Genomic DNA, 17966 nt, shown 5'->3' on the forward strand with positions numbered 1-17966 from the left:
ATTTTTATACGAAACACATAGAAAAACCAAAAACTACAAAAACTTACAAAATGTTTTCTTTCAAAAAACTTACAATCAATTTATTGTCACTTTCCTAAAAACTACTTCTTTATCGGAAACCTTTTAAAAATAAAGAAAAGAAGTTTTGGCACACCCTTTGCTCTCAAGTTTGATCAAAATAATTAAACAAAAAATTTATAGGAGGTTGGGCTATGGCAACGAGAAAGATCGGTATTTACGGAAAGGGTGGCATAGGTAAGTCCACCACTACCCAAAACTTAGCGGCAGCCTTGGCACATTACTTTGGCAAAAAGGTAATGATTCACGGATGCGATCCTAAAGCCGATGCCACGCGAATGATATTGGGAGGAAAGCCCCAGGAGACGGTGCTTGATGTCATGCGTGAAGAGGGCGAAGAAAACGTAACTTTGGACAAAGTAGTGAAGATAGGTTTTGCCGGCATTCGTTGTGTGGAATCCGGAGGTCCTGAGCCAGGTGTAGGTTGTGCCGGCCGTGGGGTTATTACCGCTATTAATTTAATGGAAGAGCTCGGTGGCTATCCCGAAGACCTGGACTTTCTCTTTTACGACGTTTTAGGTGACGTTGTGTGTGGCGGTTTTGCCATGCCGGTGCGTGATGGTAAGGCCCAGGAAATTTACATTGTTGCTTCCGGTGAAATGATGGCCATTTACGCGGCCAATAACATTTGCCGTGGCATGGTCAAATACGCTAAGCGCACAGGAGTTCGTTTGGGGGGCATTATTTGTAACAGCCGTAAGGTGGACCGCGAGCAAGAACTTATGGAGGAGTTTTGTGAGCGCCTAGGAACCCAGATGATCATGTTCATCCCTCGTGACAATATCGTTCAAAAAGCAGAGTTTAATAAGCAAACCGTGGTGCAGTTTGACCCGGATCATCCGCAGGCTCTAGCTTATAAGGAATTGGCCAAACGAATCATTGAAAACGATAAGTTTGTAATTCCTAAACCCCTTACCATGGATGAGCTGGAAGAATTAGTAGTCAAATACGGGATTGCTTAAACAAGCATATAGGGAGGACTCAAAAATGAAAATGATAAAAGCCATTATCAGGCCTGAAAAGGTAGATGACGTAGTAGAAGCGCTTGAAAAGGAAGGTTTTTTGGCCATGACCCGCATAGACGTTGTGGGGCGTGGTAAGCAAGGCGGTCTTACTATGGGTGAAATCGTTTACGACGAATTGCCCAAGTCAATGCTCCTTTTGGTGGTGGACGAAGAGGCGGTGCCCAAGGTTTGTGAGACCATTATGGAATCCGCACGTACCGGACGATTTGGAGACGGGAAAATTTTCGTACTCCCAGTAAACCAGGTGTGGACGGTGCGCACCGGAGCCCCGGAACTTTAGGTCTGAAAGGAGGCGTTATGAGCAAGATATGTGAAATTGTGGCTATTGTAAGGCCTAATAAAATGCTGGCTACTAAGAAGGCTCTCGCTGAAATTGGCCTACCTTCGTTTACGGCCTTTGCCTGTTTCGGCCGAGGCCGCCAGGGTGGACGGATTGGCGAGCTTTCTTATCCTGTAAGCCCTGAAATTGTAGAAAAGGCTAAAGAATTAAAGCCTACCTTTATTCCCAAGCGAATTATTCTGGCTGTTGTGCCTGAAGCCATGGTGGAAAAAGTAGTGCAGACCATCATCAAAGTCAATCAAACCGGCCAGCACGGTGACGGAAAAATTTTTGTCTTACCAGTAGAGGAAAGCTTAAGAATTCGTACCGGAGAGAAAAACCTAGAAGCCCTTTTTTAAGGAGGAAATTATGCTTAGACATCCTTGCTTTGACCATAAAGCTCATCGTGTTGTTGGTCGGCTCCATCTGCCGGTAGCACCACGATGCAATATCAAGTGTGCGTATTGTGAACAGGGTATAGGCTGTGTCAACGAATCAAGGCCGGGGGTAGCGGGCGAAGTAATATTGCCTGAAGAGGCTATTTCTTATGTGGAGAGGGCCCTTTCCTTTGAACCTCGCCTAGAAGTCATAGGAATAGCCGGTCCAGGAGATGCCCTGGCCAATGAGGAAACATTTGTGGCCCTAAAGGCCGTAAAAGATAGGTTCCCCGAGTTAAAGATTTGTCTTTCTACTAATGGTCTGGCTTTGCCTGAAAGTCTCCCTAAGATGCTCGAAGTGGGAGTGGAGTTTGTCTCGGTAACCGTAAACTTTATTTCACCAGAAGTCGGGGCCAAATTAGTTCGCTGGGTTAAAGCTCAAGATTTACTCAAAGGAGAAGAAGCGGCTTATTTTCTTACAACTAAACAACTTGAAGGAATAACTCTAGCGGCTCAAGCTGGCCTGAGAGTCAAGGTAAATACCGTTTTAGTCCCAGAAGTAAATGAAAAAGAAATTCCTTTGATTGCTAAAGAAGTAGCTCAGGCCGGGGCCAGCCTTATGAACATAATTCCTCTTATTCCCTTGGGAGAATTTTCTAACCACAGGGCTCCTACTCAGAAAGAACTTAATAGGGCCAGAGCGAAAGCGGCTAAATATATTCCTCAGTTTCTAGTGTGCAAGCGCTGCCGGGCTGATGCCGTAGGTGTTCCCGGTTTGGCTGATGAGAATTTGTTCAGCATAAAAAATGCTGTTTCGGTGTAATACGATAAAGGAGGGAAATTATGCCTGTAGTTCAGCTTAAATGCAACATATGCATACCCGAAAGAAATCCACATACTATCATTGTAGATGAAGACAAGAGCACTTTACCAAAGTGCAACGCCCCTACTGTTCCCGGAGATATGACCGAACGTGGGTGATCCTATGCCGGAGCCCGCGGGGTCGTGGGCGGACCAATAGTTGATATTATCCACATGGTCCATGCTCCGGTAGGGTGTGGTTATTACACCTGGGGCACCAGGCGGCACCTGGGTGATGTTTACAGCTGGGCCCTACCTGGAGTGCTTGAGAATGAAGCCAATCACCGCCGCCACTGTTTTACCACGGATATGACGGAAAATGACATTGTTTTTGGTGGAATGGATAAGCTGAAGCAGGCCTTACTTGAGGCCTTTCGTATTAACCCGGGGGCCAAAGGCGCCATAATTTATCTTACCTGTTCTACCGCTCTTATTGGTGATGACATAGACAATGTAGCCAAAGAAGTAATGAGAGAAACAGGGAAACCAGTTTTTGCTTGCTCTTCCCCGGGGTTTTGCGGAGTTTCCCAATCCAAAGGTCACCATGAATTTAATTTTCAGTTCTACAAATGGCTACTCAAATACCGGGAAGAACATCCTGAAGTATGTCTGAAAGAAGAGGAAAAAACTCCGTATGACATTAACCTCATCGGCGAATACAACATTGACTGGGATACCATTACCATCGTGCCCCTTTTTGAAAAAATGGGCATAAGAGTACTTTCCGTATTCACAGGTAATTGCCGTTTTGAGGACCTTTTTAAGATGCCTGATGCCAAGCTTAGCATTGTCCATTGTCAGCGTTCCGCTACCTATATTGCTGAGCTTATAAAACAAGGCTTTGAGGTGCCTTATATAAGGGCCAGTTTCTTCGGCCTAGGACAGACAGCCAAAGCCTTAAGGGATACCGCAGAATGGTTCGGCGATGAAAAACTGATTAAACGAACCGAAGAAGTCATAGAAGAAGAGAGCGCTGCTATTCAGAAGGCCCTTGACTGGTACCGTGATAAGCTGACTGGTAAGAGAATAGCCATCTACGTTGGTGCCCCGCGGGTGTGGCACTGGATCAAAGCCATGGAGGAGTTGGGCATGGAGGTAGTGGCCTGTATGACCACTTTCGGCCACAAGGACGATTACGAAAAAATTGTGGCCCGCTTAAAACCAGGGGCCTTGGTTATTGATAATCCTAATGAATTTGAAATTGAAGAAATGATAGAGCGCTGCAAGCCTGATCTGTTTTTGACCGGACTTAAAGAAAAATACCTGGTGCGTAAATTCGGGGTCCCTACGCTTAATTCTCACTCTTACGAAAAAGGGCCTTACGCGGCTTTTCGGGGGTTTATCAATTTTGCCAGAGACATATATCAGGCCCTTTGTGCTCCAATTTGGAAAATTGCCCAGGAAGAATTTTAAACCCAGGAGGAAGCTATGATAAATAACGTCAAAGAAATTCCCATAGAAGGAATAACCTATAAAGAGCTAAACATTGAAAAAAAGCCTTTGTCTAAAGAATATACTCCTCCACCGGAAGAATTGGTGCCAGCGGCCAACCGGGCTGTTTGTATTGACCCCTCTCGCACCTGTATGCCTTTTGGGGCCATGTGGGCTACTTTAGGTGTTCACCGGGGAATCCCTTTTGTGCAGGGGGCTCAGGGTTGCACTACTTATGTGCGTTATACTTTTGCCAGAGTTTTTCGTGAACCAACTCTCATTGCCAACGCCAGCTTTCACGAAGACGCAGCGGTGTTTGGTGGGCGTAAAAATCTGATAAGAGGCATAAGGAATCTGGTTTGCCGCTATCAGCCGGAGCTTATTTCCATTGTCACCACCTGTTCAAGTGAAGTCATTGGTGACGATATCCAGAGCTTTTTAGACGAGGCCCTGGAAGTTATGGAAGAAGAAATGGGGCCTGACATTTACGACGCGGTCAAATTCGTCATCGTAAATACACCAAGTTTTGCTGGCTCCCATGTAGAGGGCTACAACCGTGCGGCCCGCGAATTTTTAAAAACGCTCGCCAAAAAAACAGGCCAGAGCGAAGATCTTTACTTTATCCCCGGCATGATGATGCCAGGAGATATTCGCGAGTTAAAACACATGTTTGAGCTCATGGATGTACCGTACAAGATTCTTTTTGACATAAGCGATACCCTTGATTGCCCGCTTACCGGTATGCCTCAGATGGTTCCTTATTATCCGCCTGGAGGTACCAGAGTGGAAGACTTTGTGCGGGCCGGTAACGCTAAAGGCATCTTTGCCCTTTCTCCTGATGCTGGTGGGGCTGGGGCCAAATGGCTTGAAAAGCGCTTTAAAGTGCCGGCCTTTGTTATACCTATGCCCATTGGGGTTAAAAATACCGATAGGATGATAAAAACTATAGCTGAAATTTCAGGTCGAGGTATCCCTGATAGCCTTCGTTGGGAGCGGGGTATCTTACTTGATGCTATGGCTGACACCCTTCACTATACCATGGGGAAAAGAGTGGCCATTTGTGGTGACCCGGATTTTGTCGCAGCGGCTACGGGCTTTGTATGCGAACTGGGCATGATTCCTACTTACATTTTGCCTGGCAGTAAAACCAAGACCGCGCTGCAAACGATTAAAGACGTCTGTGCCGAATACGATGTTGAACCTACCGTATTTGTTGACAGTGACCAGTTTGAATGGGAATACGCCCTAAAAAATGATAAGCCCGATGTTATTTTGGGACATTCCCGCTGTGTCAATATTTCCAAAGAAATTAAAGTGCCTCTGGTGCGCTTTGGCTTCCCAGTTTACGATCGAGTGGGTTATCAGCGAGAGCCCATTGTAGGTTACCGGGGAGGCGAACGCTTCCTGGCTCGTATTATAAACGCTATTCTTGATCAATACTTCCCAGACGACCGAGTCCAACAATAATAGAGGGGGGAAGTTCCCCCTCTCCATATAAGGAGGTGTCTTATGGAAAAATTTTGTTCTATCGTCAGGAAACTTTTAAAGGCCAAGGAAGACTCTGGCCTTAGTTTTGAAGAACTGGGCAGGGCTATTGGACGAGATAAAGTATGGGTGGCGGCCCTACTCTATCGTCAAGCAGTGGCTTCTAAAGAAGAAGCTGACAAGTTAAAGGAACTCCTTAATCTCGATGAAGAAAGCTATAAAGCCATCCAGAAAATACCTTTACGTGGATGGGAGACAGAAACCGTCCCTTCCGACCCGGTTATCTATCGCTTTTATGAGATAATGCGGGTTTACGGCCCGGCTATAAAAGCTGTTATCAATGAAACGTTTGGGGACGGCATCATGAGTGCTATAGATTTCAGTATAGACATAAAAAAACAAGAAGATCCAAATGGTGATCGGGTTGTAATTACTTTTAACGGTAAGTTTTTACCTTTTAAGAAGTGGTAGAATTTAGGAGGCGTTTATGCTTTCTACCTTAAAAACCGAAGTCCTTCCGCCAAAGTCCTGTGGTTTAAAAACCGAGCCGGGAAGCATGAGCCAGCGAAGCTGTGTTTACTTTGGGGCTCGCTATGTACTTGGGCCGATTAAAGAAGCTGTTCATTTAGTCCATGGGGCGGTAGGGTGTAGTTACTACGGGAAGATGGTCCGAGGAACCCCGGCTCCAGTCTGGACTACGAACATGGACGAAGAAAACGTTATCTTTGGGGGGAGAGAAAAACTAAAGAAAGCCCTTTTTCAGGCCTTACAAATTGATTCCTCAGCCAAAGGGGCCTTCGTCTATTTGACCTGTGTGTCTGGTCTCATTGGTGAAGATGTAACTTCTGTGGCTCAAGAAGTCTCTGAAAAAGTAGGGAAACCTGTAAAAGTAGTTTCTTGTCCAGGGTTTTCCGGGTTTTCTCAATCAAAAGGGCATGAACTTTCTTATAAACTCATCTTTGAGCTTATAAAACCAGTTGAACAGGCCAAAGAGCCCGTAGTGAACCTGATAGGAGAATATAACGTTGGCGGAGAAACAAAAGTTATCAAGGAACTTTTGGAAAAGCTAGGTATTAAGGTTCATGTCTCTTTGACTGGTGAGGCCACCTGGTCAAAGATAGAGACCATGGCCAAGGCGAGCCTTAACCTCATGTTTTGTGGAGCCACGGCTGAAAACTTTTGTCGAGAGATGAAAAGGACCTTCGGTATCCCTTTTATGAAGGTATCTTTTTACGGGTTTAAATCTACTTCGGCGTCTCTAAGAAAGATTGCTGCCTTTTTTGATATTCCTGAAGAAAAAGTCGAAAAAGTAATTGCCGAAGGCGAAAAGTGGGCCTTATCCAAGATTTTTCCCTGGCGCAAATATTTTTACGGCAAGAAAGCCTTAATAGTGCTTGGTACTTATCGTCTGGGCCCACAAGGAAAAATGCTTAAAGAACTTGGGCTTGAAGTGGTAGCCGCCGCTTCTATTTTTGGCCGCCTGGATGACCATGTTGAGGCCTATTCTGTAACCTCAAGAGTAACTGACGATCCAGGTGATTGTGAGGTTGAAGAGGCCCTTAAACTTTTAAGGCCTGATATTGTTCTCACCAACGCTCGCGACCAGTGGCGGCCAGTTAAATTTGGTATCCCTGTTCTTTCTTTTCCGCAACCAAAAGAGCGAGGCCCTTATGCTGGTTATAAAGGAATGGTGAACTTTGCCCATGATCTTTACCGATGCTTGCGAGCCCCTGTATGGCAACTTTTAAGAGCAGAACTTTAGTTTATTCTAATACAGATAGACATTCCAGACAGGGTTAATTAGTCATAGGAGCTTCAGGGTTTTAGGGACGGAGCCCCAAAACTTCATAATTTTTGTTTTAAAAATTTCGAGGTTTCGGGGAAAAGATAGATCGCCCAGGGCTACTAAGTTGCCTCGCGACTGGGATTGCTTCAGCTGCTGGCGCAGCTCCTTGTGACATCAGCCATTTACCATAGGCTATCGACCACCCTGTCACTGCGAGCCTGCACGGGCGAAGCAGTCTCTTAAATAAGATATTTTGCAAAGCTCTCAATTACATTAATCCGTTTTAACTACCAAGTCCCGTTTAAGCGGAATCTTGGCTCAGAAAAAGAACTTGACAAGCAGGCCCTACGGGAACATATAGTAAATGAAAATCCTTCTCAAAAGGAGGCGCGCCATGCCTAAAGTATTAATTATTGCTTGTGGGTCTTATGCTGATAACCAATTTGGTTGTCCAGGGGACTGGAAGTGTTTAACCGGGGCTGTGGAAAAAAGGGGCCCTTTTGCTAATTATGATGACGACGTGAAAGTAATTGGTTTTTTAAAGTGCAAGTGCCCTGGTCGCTCTCTCATTGGGAATATCAAAGCTACCAAAGCTAAAGTAGATTTTGACGTGATACACATTTCCAATTGCATGGCCAAAGCTGAACCTACCTGTAAAAATCACGATTTAGAAAAACTCCCGGCCCAAATCGAAGAAGCCATCGGAGTAAAAGTTGTGGTAGGTACTCATGATTTTGGCTAAACATGTTTAGCCTGGCTACTTGGAATGTAAACTCCGTACGCATGCGGCTTGAGCACCTTCTGCGCTGGCTCAAGCTGCGTGCGCCAAATGTAGTTTGCCTTCAGGAAACCAAAGCAACAGACCAAGAATTCCCTTACACCGAAATCAATGAAGCCGGATATTACGTAGTTCACGCAGGCGGTAAAGGCCGAAACGGGGTAGCTATTCTTTCTGATAAAGAGCCCAGAGAGGTGACGATAGGATTCCCTGATGTAGATGACCAGGAAGCCAAAGAAAGGATTATTGCCGCTACCATAGAAGGCGTAAGGGTTCTCTCTATTTATATACCCAATGGAGGAAGCGTTGGCTCTGATTATTTCCTCTATAAGCTCGAATTTATCTACCGCTTGAGAGAATACCTTGATAGTTATTTTGACCCTGACCAAGATCTTTTGGCCCTTTGTGGAGATTTTAACGTAGCCCCTGAGAAAATAGATGTTTATGATCCTGAACTTTTGGCCGGCCATATCTGTTTTCACGAACGCGAGCGCACGGCTATAAAATTACTAAAGGAATGGGGCTTGGTGGATACTTATCGGGCTCTTCACCCTGACGAAAAAGGTGCTTTTACCTGGTGGGATTATCAATTTGGGGCCTTTAAAGCCAATCGTGGTATGCGCCTTGACCATATCTGGGTTTCACGTAAACTAGCCCAAAAACTTAAGAAGGCTATTATTGACCGAGAACCACGTGGCTGGAAAAAACCTTCTGACCATGCCCCGGTGATAGCCTATTTTGAGCTATGAGATACGAACTTTTGCGTAAGCTTTGTGAAGCCCCCGGTGTACCTGGAGCGGAAACTCCGGTAAAAGAAATTTTTCTGGAGGCAGTTAAACCCCTGATTGACGAAATAGAGGAAGACCCTTTGGGCAATGTTTTGCTCCGCAAAAAAGGCAAAGGTCCGCGGGTTTTAATTGATGCTCATCTTGATGAAGTAGCCTTTATGGTTGCCGGTATAGAGGACTCTTTTATAAGGGTTGTTCCTCTAGGAGGGGTGGATCCTAAAATTTTTTACGGGCAAAGACTTGAAGTATGGGGCAGGAAAAGGCTTCCTGCAGTAGTAACTTCTTACCCACCACATTTAGGTCAATCTAAAAAAGACTTTACCATTGAAGAGTTATATCTTGACGTGGGGCTTAGTACAGAAAAAGTTGCTGAATTGGTAAAAATTGGAGATTTAGTAACTTTTCCTGCTTATTTCGAAGAAACCGAAGAGGCCATTATGGCCAAGGCCCTTGATGATAGGGTAGGACTCTTTGTAATCTTTCAAGCCTTGGCTCAAGCAAAATCCAAAGTGGATCTTTTTATTTCTGCCACTGTCCAGGAAGAGGTAGGTCTAAGAGGTGCTCAGGGTTTAAAGATAAAAGAAGCTCTTGACGCTGTGCTAGCTATAGAAGGCACCTTTGCCGCAGATATACCTGGAGTTCCCGGACATTTACAGGCCACTAAAATAGCTAAGGGACCAGAGATTCGTCTTTGTGATGCCCGTTTTGTGGCTGATCGCAATTTGGCCCTGGGGCTCGCTGAATTGGCTACCCAAAAAAATATTCCCCACCAGTTGGTGGTAAAAAACAAAGGAAGTACTAACGCCACAGCCTTTCAAGTGGTTAGAGGCGCTATCCGTTCAACTGCTATTTCTGTTCCAGTAAGATATCTACATACCCCTGTTAATCTTGCTTTTAAAAAAGATATAGAGGCCACTATTGAACTATTAAAAGCTTTTTTGGAAAATCCTTACCATGCGCTTAATTACCGTTGGTCTTACTCCTCATAGGCAAGAGTTTCTGGTACCTACCTGGGAATTAATGCGTTGTCATGAGGTAATTATTTTAGAAGAACCACCTGACCCGTATTTTCCTAAAGTTATTAAGGGCGAAATCTCTATTGAAACTTATCTCGAAAAAATAGAGTCTGGATTTCCAGAATACACTCGCCTAAACCTTGAATTTTTACAAAAACTTTACAAGGAAGGAAAAAGCATCTGTCAGGTAGAACCCTATCTTGAACGTTGGCTCATTATTCGTGAGATGCTTGATTCGGGTGTGCCTCGTGAAGAGGTAGAAAAAATCAGAGAGCTTTCCGAAGTTTATCAAAGTGAGCACGAGACCTTTGGCAAACTGCTTGACTACTACGCCGCTATGCAAGGCCCTTTTGACTCTTTAGTGCAAAAAATAAAGGATTTCGCCAGAGCTGATGCCAAACGCCTGGCCTTAAGAGATAAAATGCGCGCTAAAGAGATAATTTCTTTAATTCGCAGACTACCAAATAAAACCATATACGTTGAAGCCGGATATATTCATTTAAAACTGATCTATTACCTGGCCAAGGTCAAAAAAAATCTATTTTGCTTAAAAGTAGAAAATTTACTTTTAAAGGCTTTAAAAGCCAGAGGTTTTAACGGGGTTTTACCCTCACCAGGAGATGGCCTTACTTCTTACTACCTTTTTGGAGGGAAACACCGTAATATTTCAGAAGATTTGTTGGCAGCAAGAAGCATTGTTTATATAAAGTTAATCGAAAAAGAAGAGCTTAGTCCTACACCTGAAGAGCCTTTTCCCCATCTTAAAAACGAGCTTTTCTGGCGACTTTTTGTGTGGCAGTTATCTTACGAAGAATGTAAAACGCTTGACAAATTTATTCGCCTTCTGACTACTCAAAAAGCTAGAGAAATGGCTCAAAGACTCTTCCCCGACGCCTATAAAAAGGCTGCTAGCCGTTTGGCCGATAAGGTAGCTCTATAATGAATTCGGCACCGTGTTCGTAATTTCGTGCTTTGATTTTACCGTTGTGGGCTTTAATAATTTTGTGAGAGATTGAAAGGCCAAGGCCTGTGCCCTTCTTTTTAGTGGTAAAAAAAGGCGTAAAAAGCTGTTTTAAAACATGTTCAGGAATACCAGGCCCCGTATCTCTGATGCAAATTTTAACAATCTTTTCTTCAGGGATAATTTCAACGGTGAGTTTGCCTTTATCTTGGGGAGCCATGGCTTCTAGGGCATTTTGAAAGATATTAAAAAGAACTTCTTTGATACGGGCTTCGTCAAGAAAAACTTTAATTGGCTTTTTAGGGAAAATTAGCTCAACGTCTATGCCTTCCTCTTTGAGATGAGAGCGATAAATTTCTAGTGCCTCCTGACAAATAGTTACTATGTCAGCTTCTTTTATTTCTAACTTGAGGGGTTTGGCAAACTCGCTTATATCTGAAAGGAGTTTTTCAAGACACTTGATCTCTTTAAGAATTAACTCCAATTTTTGCCTTTTTTCTTCAGAAACTTCTTTTTTGAGAATAGAAAGGACAAGACCTCCTATGGCAATTAAAGGATTTTTGATGTCATGCACAATCCTTGAAGCCGCTAGACCTACAGCCGCTAGCTTTTCGTTTTCGAGCAGACGGCGTTCAATTTCAAGTTCCTGGGTAACGTCACGAACAATAGCCGTAAAAATCCAGTGATGATCAATTTTGGTAGCTGAACGAGAAATCTCAATAGGGAAGTTTTCTCCGTTTTTACGTCTAGCTACACCTTCAAGAACCTTCCCCAAGACTGAAGATTCTCCTGTTTCAAGAAATCCTTTTATGTAGGAATAATGCTTTGAGACAACTTTTTCAGGTAAAAGAATAGATAAATCGGCCCCAAGGGCTTCTTCTACTTGGTAGCCAAATATTTTTTCAGCGGCTGGATTATAAAGAATTATTTTATGATTTTCGTCAATTACTACGATAGCATCAGGAGCACTTTCAATAATACCTTCAAGTAATTCATCACTGCGAACAACTGAAGACTTAAGCCAATAAACTCGATTTGATCCCATTTAACACCCGCGTTCAAGCCTATCTCGATAGCGATTCTTGATAGCCTCCACTACTATATGAGCCGAATTAAAAGCAGCCATAATACTGCCCTTTTTAAAAACCAGATCTCCTACCAAGAAAAGGCCAGGTATGTTAGTCTCAAAACACTCATCTATTTTAGGTCTATTGTCATTCAATTCTATTCCTATAGCCCTTAAAAAATTTTCAGGTGTGGCCCCTCCAAGACAATAACAAACCGCGTCAAAGACCATTTCTTGCCCATCTTTAAAGTGAACTTTTACTTTGTCATCAGGGGAGGCCGAAAGGGATTCGATATCTGTGTCCATTAGGAGTTTGATTTTTCCTTCTTTAACTCTTTTTTCAAGTTCTTTGAGATTTTGTTCATTTATACGAAAAAACTTTGGACGACGATAGGAAATATATACTTCTGCGTTTTCACATAGAAAACAAGCAGTCTCAGCAGCAGAATCCCCTCCACCGACAACGAGTATTTTTTTGGCGCCAGGTGTGCATTGGGTTTGAGTGCCAAAAAACACCTTGTTTTTTACTTCTTTAGGAATCTTATATCTTGGTTTTACAGGCTTTCCAAAAATTCCTATGGCAATTACTACAATAGGCGTTTCAATAATTGTGTCTTTTCCGGCCCATACCCGAAAACACTCGTTAATTTTTTCAATCTTATGTACTTCTTGGCTAGTGCGTAAATCTATATTGTATTCCTGGATATAATTTTCCATTAATTTTAAAAACTCTTCTTTACTGCAGGTCTCAAACTGACAAATCCCTATTGGTTTAACTTTTCGTCCCTGCCATACCGCGTCAACCCGTTTACCTTCATGGTAATATTTATGGATGGTATGGCAGGGATTTTCTTCTTTTTCAAGAACAATTACCGGTTCAATCCCTGCTGCTTTGGCTTCAACCGCGGTGGCAATACCAGCTGGCCCTGCACCCACTACCACCATTTTGGCTTTTTCCATGAAGCCCCCAAAAAAGTGATGATTTTATTAAATTCTACTTTTTAACTCGAAATGGATTAATTGTCATCACGGGACAGGGGGCTATTTTAATTACTCTTTCGGTAACACTTCCGATAAGGATTTTTTCTAGACCTTTGCGCCCATGAGTGGCCATAAGAATAAGGCCTGTTTCCTTCTCTTCGGCTACTTTTGCAATTTCTTCGGCAATTTCTCCACGACGCACTAGAGGTTCTACTGGAAAGTCTTCGAAATGTTCTTCTATAAAAGAAGTTAGCTTTTTCTGGGCATGTTCCATAAGTTCTTGTTCAAGATTGTCTAGAGCACTGTGGGGTACATAAAAATTGGCATATTTGGATAATTCTTCTACTACAAAAAGTACTGTAAGTTTGGCTCCGAATTTTTCCGTCAAATACTTGGCATAAGGTATTACCTTCAAAGAAGCCTCGGTAAAATCCGTTGGGAATAAAATACTTTTAATTTCGGCCATACTTCCCTCCTTGCGACTAAGAAATGATTTATTATCCTATTCTTTTTAATGCTTTTGTTTTGAAATAGTCAAGATGAAATAGGAGTAAAAATTATGAAAATTGTTGACTTACATACTCACTCTACTGCTTCTGATGGCACTTTAACACCCATTGATTTAGTTAAAGAAGCTAAAAATATAAATCTTATTGCCATTGCTCTTACCGACCATGATACAGTAGCAGGGCTTAAAGATGCTCAAAATATGGCTGAAAAACTCGAAATAGCTTTTGTACCGGGAGTGGAGATAAGCGTTAAGTTTCAAGGGCCTGGACATTGTCATATCCTGGGATATTTCATTGATTATGAAAATTCTGTATTGAAAGAGACACTGGCTTCTCTTCATGAGGCCCGGGCCAAAAGAAATATCCTTATGATAGAAAAACTTAAGTCGTTAGGAATCGATATTTCTATCGAAGAACTTAAAAAAATGGCCGGAGGTGGAGAAATCGGGCGGCCTCACATGGCCAAGATTCTGGTCCAAAAAGGAGTGGTTAAGGATTTTGACGAGGCCTTTGAAAAATATTTAGCCAAAGGCAAGCCTGCTTACGTGCCCAAGGCCAGACTTGAAGCCGAAGAAGCCATCAAAATAATCCACCAGGCAGGAGGCCTCGTCTCTCTTGCTCATCCATATTATCTAGGGCTTGATGAAGACTCTCTCATTAGATACGTGGCTGAACTAAAAAACAAGGGCCTTGACGCTATAGAGGCTTACTACACCGACCATGATGAATCCTATACCCAGTTTTGTCTTGAGTTGGCAAAAAAGTTTTCTCTTCTAATCACTGGCGGAAGTGATTTTCACGGGGAAAACAAACCTGAAATCAAGTTAGGAATTGGCAAAGGCAATTTGCGAGTTCCTGAAGAGGTGTATGAAAAACTCTTAGAAGCTTTTAAAGCTAGGGCTCAAGGCTAGCTGCTTTTTTTAGTTGGCTAAGCTCTTTTGGGCTTAAAGGCCTTATTTCTCCAGGACGCAATCTTCCCAAAGTAAGAGGCCCAAAGGCTACTCTTTTTAAATGAACTACGGGATGCCCTATTGAAGCAAAAATTTTTCTTACTTCTCGTTTACGCCCTTCTCCGACTACTATCTCGTAAGTTGAAGTGCGAGGACTCCGTCGTAAAAGGCGAATTTTTTTCGGAAAAACTCTTCTCCCTTCTACTTCTACCCCTTCTTTTAAAAGACGATCAATAAGTTTTTCATGCGGATGGCCTTTAATCGTAGCGTGATAGACCCTTTTTATTTCATAGCGTGGATGTAACAACCGATTAGCCAGCTCGCCATCGTTGGTCAAAAGGAGAAGGCCTTCGGTGGCTGCATCAAGTCTTCCCACAGGAAAGACCCGAGTTGGCAAGCTTTTCAAGAATTCTTTGATAGTTTTGCGTCCATGGGGATCGTAAAGCGAGGTAAGATAGCCTGAAGGTTTATAAAAAAGATAGTAAACAGGTTCTTCAATAGTTATCAGCTGGTCATCAACCTCTACATTTTGGGAAGAGGGATCAATTTTAATTCCAGGTTCTCGAACGACTTTGCCGTTAACTTTTACTTTTCCTTCTTTGATCAATTCATCGGCTTTGCGTCTTGAAGCCACCCCAGCCCGTGAAAGAAATTTATTCAAACGTATTTTTTGGTTTTCAGACATGAAACTTAGTTAGCAGTTTTAAGAATTTCGCGTGCTTTTTGACAGTCTTCTTTTATTTGAGCGGCGAGATCTTCTGGAGAAGCAAACTTTTTCTCGTCGCGCAGACGTTTTACAAAAGAAAGACAGATATCTTTTCCGTAAAGATTTCCTGAAAAGTCAAAAATGTGAACTTCAGCAGACAAATAATTATTCCCAAAAGTAGGGTTAAAACCTAGATTCATGACACCCGGATGATTTTTTCCATCAAAATACACCCAAACGGCATAAACTCCTTTTTTGGGAAGGAGTTTTTCCCTCGAAAGCTTAAGGTTAGCAGTAGGGAAACCTAACAGCTTTTGCCCCCGGCCACGACCCGGAATTACCCGACCACAAATTTTATAATAACGGCCTAACAATTTGGCCGCTAAGGCTACGTCACCATCGTTTATCAACTGACGAATTAAAGTACTTGATATCGTAAGGCCGTCTATTTTTTGAGGCGGTATAACAGTTACTTCAAAACCGTACCGCCGCCCAATCACTTTCAAAAATTCTGTGTCTCCCCGTCTCTTTTTCCCAAAACGATAGTCATAACCTACTACTAATTCCTTAATGCCCAGGCCTTTAACAAAAATTTCGTAAGCAAATTCTTCCGGCTCAAGAGAAGCAAGCTCAGGTGTAAATTCAAGTAGGAGCAGGTAATCAAGCTCGGCTTTTTCTATAAGCTTGATCTTTTGTTCAAGCGTACAAATAAGTTTAATGGCCTTTTCAGGTCTTAATACTTGTAAAGGATGAGGATGAAAGGTAATGGCTATGGCTTTACCGTTATTGGCCCTAGCTCTTTTTACGGTTTCTCGGAAAAGGACCTGATGCCCTAAATGAACACCGTCAAAGTTGCCAATAGTAGCTACAGAATAGGGTACTTTAAGTGGTAAGTTTTCTTTTTTTAAAATTTCCATGGTCTAAGAGATTTCTACTTCAGCAGGAGCCAAAATCTTTTCTTCCCTAGGTTTAGGAAGATTAATTTTTTTATAGCGCCAACCAGGGTGTCTTAATATTCCACGAAAAGGAGGCTTACCTTTAACATTTCCTATGAGTCTTATAGCTTTACGATCAAAGTCTTCTTCTATAAGGATTTCACTACCTTCTTTTGAATCAATTACCGGTGTTATTTCTATCATTTCAAAAAGGGCCTGTTTTAACTGGCGATGAATGGCCCGTACCGCAGCACCTATTTGGGCATCGTCATAGTTATCGAGATCTTCGTGCAGGAAATCTAAAAAACGCCCTTCTTTTTGAAGAGTACCTATGAAAGCGGCAATGTATGCTTCTGGTGGGGTTTCTTGGGTAACAGGTTTTTCTTGAGAGACAAGTGGTTTTTCTGGTGGAGCTTCTTCTTTTATTTTTGTTTTTTTAGGTTTAGGTGGAGATACTTCTTCCCTGCGAGCAGGCCTAATTAACAGAAGAAGAGTTAAGCCCCCAAGCATAGGCGCTCCCACCATGGCCCCCATGGCCCAGGGAGGCAAAACTTCTCTAAAGTAATAGGCAAGGCCTCCTAATGAGGCAGTTACCAAGAGACTTACTAAAATAACGACTACTTGTTCGCGTCTCATTGATATTTACCCTCGGAAAAGGCCTTTATCATATCCATAAAGCGGTCAAATAGATAAATCGAGTCGTGAGGGCCAGGAGCATTTTCCGGATGATATTGAACGCTAAAAAGGGGAAGTTCCCGATGTTTAATGCCTTCTAAAGTGCCATCGTTAAGATTTATATGAGAAATCTTCACTTCTTTAGGCAACTCTTCTTGCCTAACACAGAATCCGTGGTTCTGAGAAGTAATTTCAATGCGGCCGGTGGCCAAGTCTTTAACTGGCTGGTTGGCCCCTCTATGACCAAATTTTAGTTTAAAAGTGCTCGCCCCTAGGGCCTGGCCAATCATTTGGTGGCCAAGACAAATACCAAAAATAGGCTTTTTACCCAGGAGTTTTTTAGCGGTATCAACTACATAAGGCACAGCCGCCGGGTCTCCTGGACCATTAGAAAAGAATACACCATCTGGCTCATAAGAAAGAATTTCTTCAGCTGAAGTAGTAGCCGGCACTACCAAGAGCTGAAGACCTCGCTCTTCCATAAGCCGAAGCTGATTAAACTTAAGGCCACAATCAATTACCACCACGCGAAAACCACCATTTGGATTAAATGGAAAAAATTCTTTTATTTCTCCATTCACCCAGCGATAAGGCTTTTTGCAGGTGACTTCTTTCACCAGGTCGCGGCCTACTAGCCCTGGAGCTGCCTTTACTTTTTCAAGAAGGGAAGCAGGGTTTAAGTCTTCTGTGGAAATACCGGCTTTCATCGCACCTGAGAGCCTTATATGCCTGGTGATAGCACGGGTATCAACCTGCTCAATGCCAAGTACTCCCTGGCTTTTAAGCCAGTCTCCAAGAGACCTTTTAGCACGCCAGTTGGAGTAAAAGGGTTGATATTCCCGTACTACAAAAGCCTCTACCTGAATGCGCAAACTTTCGTTGTCTTCGTCATTTATGCCGTAGTTACCGATGAGGGGATAGGTCATGGTGACAATTTGGCCTCTATAAGAAGGGTCAGTGAGGATTTCCTGATAGCCAGTCATAGCCGTGTTAAAAACGATTTCTCCAAATACTTCCCCAGGCCCGGTAAAAGATTTGCCCCAAAAGGTGGTTCCGTCTTCTAAAACTATGAGTGCCTTCATAGCTTCCTCCGTTCGCCTGGAAGTTTTTAACACAACATTCCCATTTTGACCAGAAGCCCAGAAATATCTCCAAGATTTCCGGTTAACCGGAAATCTTGGAGAAGGTTTAGTCTTGCACTTAAGTAAGAAACTTCTTAAGCTTAAAACAAAAAATTTT

At 43.0% G+C, this 17966-nt stretch carries 20 protein-coding genes; 13 read left to right on the forward strand and 7 right to left on the reverse strand.

Features of this window, described 5'->3' with window-relative positions:
- Positions 1-212 precede the first annotated feature (212 nt).
- From nifH to THEIN_RS05390, 12 genes are all read left to right on the forward strand, one after another.
- Entirely contained in the window at positions 213-1040 is an 828-nt protein-coding gene (gene nifH / locus THEIN_RS05335; protein WP_013907662.1) for a nitrogenase iron protein, read from the forward strand.
- A gap of 25 nt (positions 1041-1065) precedes the next feature.
- Positions 1066-1383 (forward strand): P-II family nitrogen regulator, encoded by a 318-nt coding sequence (locus THEIN_RS05340; RefSeq protein ID WP_013907663.1) that lies wholly within the window; start codon positions 1066-1068, stop codon positions 1381-1383.
- 17 nt (positions 1384-1400) lie between these two features.
- Positions 1401-1781, forward strand: coding sequence for a P-II family nitrogen regulator (locus THEIN_RS05345; RefSeq protein ID WP_013907664.1), 381 nt, complete (start codon positions 1401-1403; stop codon positions 1779-1781).
- A 10-nt stretch (positions 1782-1791) separates the two neighbouring features.
- Entirely contained in the window at positions 1792-2622 is an 831-nt protein-coding gene (locus tag THEIN_RS05350) for a radical SAM protein (protein WP_013907665.1), read from the forward strand.
- Positions 2623-2642: 20 nt separating this feature from the next.
- Positions 2643-4073: a nitrogenase component I subunit alpha gene (locus THEIN_RS05355; RefSeq protein WP_013907666.1), complete on the forward strand. Its 1431-nt coding sequence runs from the start codon at positions 2643-2645 to the stop codon at positions 4071-4073.
- Between the two features lie 15 nt (positions 4074-4088).
- Positions 4089-5558 carry a nitrogenase component 1 gene (locus tag THEIN_RS05360; RefSeq protein WP_013907667.1) on the forward strand — a complete coding sequence of 490 codons (1470 nt, stop codon included), beginning with the start codon at positions 4089-4091 and terminating at the stop codon, positions 5556-5558.
- 42 nt (positions 5559-5600) lie between these two features.
- Positions 5601-6047 (forward strand): cyanase, encoded by a 447-nt coding sequence (cynS, locus tag THEIN_RS05365; RefSeq protein ID WP_013907668.1) that lies wholly within the window; start codon positions 5601-5603, stop codon positions 6045-6047.
- A gap of 16 nt (positions 6048-6063) precedes the next feature.
- Positions 6064-7338, forward strand: coding sequence for a nitrogenase component 1 (locus THEIN_RS05370; RefSeq protein WP_013907669.1), 1275 nt, complete (start codon positions 6064-6066; stop codon positions 7336-7338).
- A 418-nt stretch (positions 7339-7756) separates the two neighbouring features.
- Positions 7757-8104: a CGGC domain-containing protein gene (locus THEIN_RS05375; RefSeq protein WP_013907670.1), complete on the forward strand. Its 348-nt coding sequence runs from the start codon at positions 7757-7759 to the stop codon at positions 8102-8104.
- Positions 8105-8106: 2 nt separating this feature from the next.
- On the forward strand, positions 8107-8889 hold the full coding sequence (gene xth / locus THEIN_RS05380; RefSeq protein WP_013907671.1) for an exodeoxyribonuclease III: 783 nt from the start codon (positions 8107-8109) through the stop codon (positions 8887-8889).
- Positions 8886-9917, forward strand: coding sequence for a M42 family metallopeptidase (locus THEIN_RS05385; RefSeq protein ID WP_013907672.1), 1032 nt, complete (start codon positions 8886-8888; stop codon positions 9915-9917). The genes xth and THEIN_RS05385 overlap by 4 nt, the downstream gene beginning before the upstream one ends.
- Positions 9883-10884 carry a hypothetical protein gene (locus tag THEIN_RS05390; RefSeq protein ID WP_013907673.1) on the forward strand — a complete coding sequence of 334 codons (1002 nt, stop codon included), beginning with the start codon at positions 9883-9885 and terminating at the stop codon, positions 10882-10884. Before THEIN_RS05385 ends, THEIN_RS05390 begins: the two co-directional genes overlap by 35 nt.
- Here THEIN_RS05390 and THEIN_RS05395 read toward each other — a convergent pair.
- From THEIN_RS05395 to THEIN_RS05405, 3 genes are read right to left on the reverse strand one after another with little or no spacing between them, the layout of a single operon-like run.
- The gene (locus tag THEIN_RS05395) at positions 10853-11950 is read right to left on the reverse strand and encodes a two-component system sensor histidine kinase NtrB (protein ID WP_013907674.1); all 1098 of its coding nucleotides are present in this window, start codon (positions 11948-11950) and stop codon (positions 10853-10855) included. The two genes, THEIN_RS05390 and THEIN_RS05395, sit on opposite strands and share 32 nt — an antisense overlap.
- A complete protein-coding gene (locus THEIN_RS05400; RefSeq protein WP_013907675.1) occupies positions 11951-12931 on the reverse strand; it encodes an NAD(P)-binding domain-containing protein in 981 nt (326 codons plus the stop codon). It lies immediately after the preceding gene.
- 34 nt (positions 12932-12965) lie between these two features.
- On the reverse strand, positions 12966-13418 hold the full coding sequence (locus THEIN_RS05405) for a universal stress protein (RefSeq protein ID WP_013907676.1): 453 nt from the start codon (positions 13416-13418) through the stop codon (positions 12966-12968).
- Positions 13419-13511: 93 nt separating this feature from the next.
- On the opposite strand from THEIN_RS05405, the gene THEIN_RS05410 reads away from it, so the two are divergent.
- Complete coding sequence (locus tag THEIN_RS05410) at positions 13512-14372, forward strand: PHP domain-containing protein (RefSeq protein WP_013907677.1); 861 nt, start codon at positions 13512-13514, stop codon at positions 14370-14372.
- Here THEIN_RS05410 and THEIN_RS05415 read toward each other — a convergent pair.
- From THEIN_RS05415 to carA, 4 genes are read right to left on the reverse strand one after another with little or no spacing between them, the layout of a single operon-like run.
- Complete coding sequence (locus tag THEIN_RS05415) at positions 14356-15096, reverse strand: pseudouridine synthase (protein WP_013907678.1); 741 nt, start codon at positions 15094-15096, stop codon at positions 14356-14358. The genes THEIN_RS05410 and THEIN_RS05415 overlap by 17 nt on opposite strands.
- Before the next feature lie 5 nt (positions 15097-15101).
- Entirely contained in the window at positions 15102-16034 is a 933-nt protein-coding gene (locus THEIN_RS05420; protein ID WP_013907679.1) for a bifunctional riboflavin kinase/FAD synthetase, read from the reverse strand.
- Positions 16035-16037: 3 nt separating this feature from the next.
- On the reverse strand, positions 16038-16688 hold the full coding sequence (locus tag THEIN_RS05425) for a DUF2760 domain-containing protein (RefSeq protein ID WP_013907680.1): 651 nt from the start codon (positions 16686-16688) through the stop codon (positions 16038-16040).
- Positions 16685-17809 carry a glutamine-hydrolyzing carbamoyl-phosphate synthase small subunit gene (gene carA, locus THEIN_RS05430; protein ID WP_013907681.1) on the reverse strand — a complete coding sequence of 375 codons (1125 nt, stop codon included), beginning with the start codon at positions 17807-17809 and terminating at the stop codon, positions 16685-16687. Before carA ends, THEIN_RS05425 begins: the two co-directional genes overlap by 4 nt.
- Positions 17810-17966: the final 157 nt, after the last annotated feature.

This window comes from Thermodesulfatator indicus DSM 15286 (genome assembly GCF_000217795.1).
Lineage (GTDB): Bacteria > Desulfobacterota > Thermodesulfobacteria > Thermodesulfobacteriales > Thermodesulfatatoraceae > Thermodesulfatator > Thermodesulfatator indicus.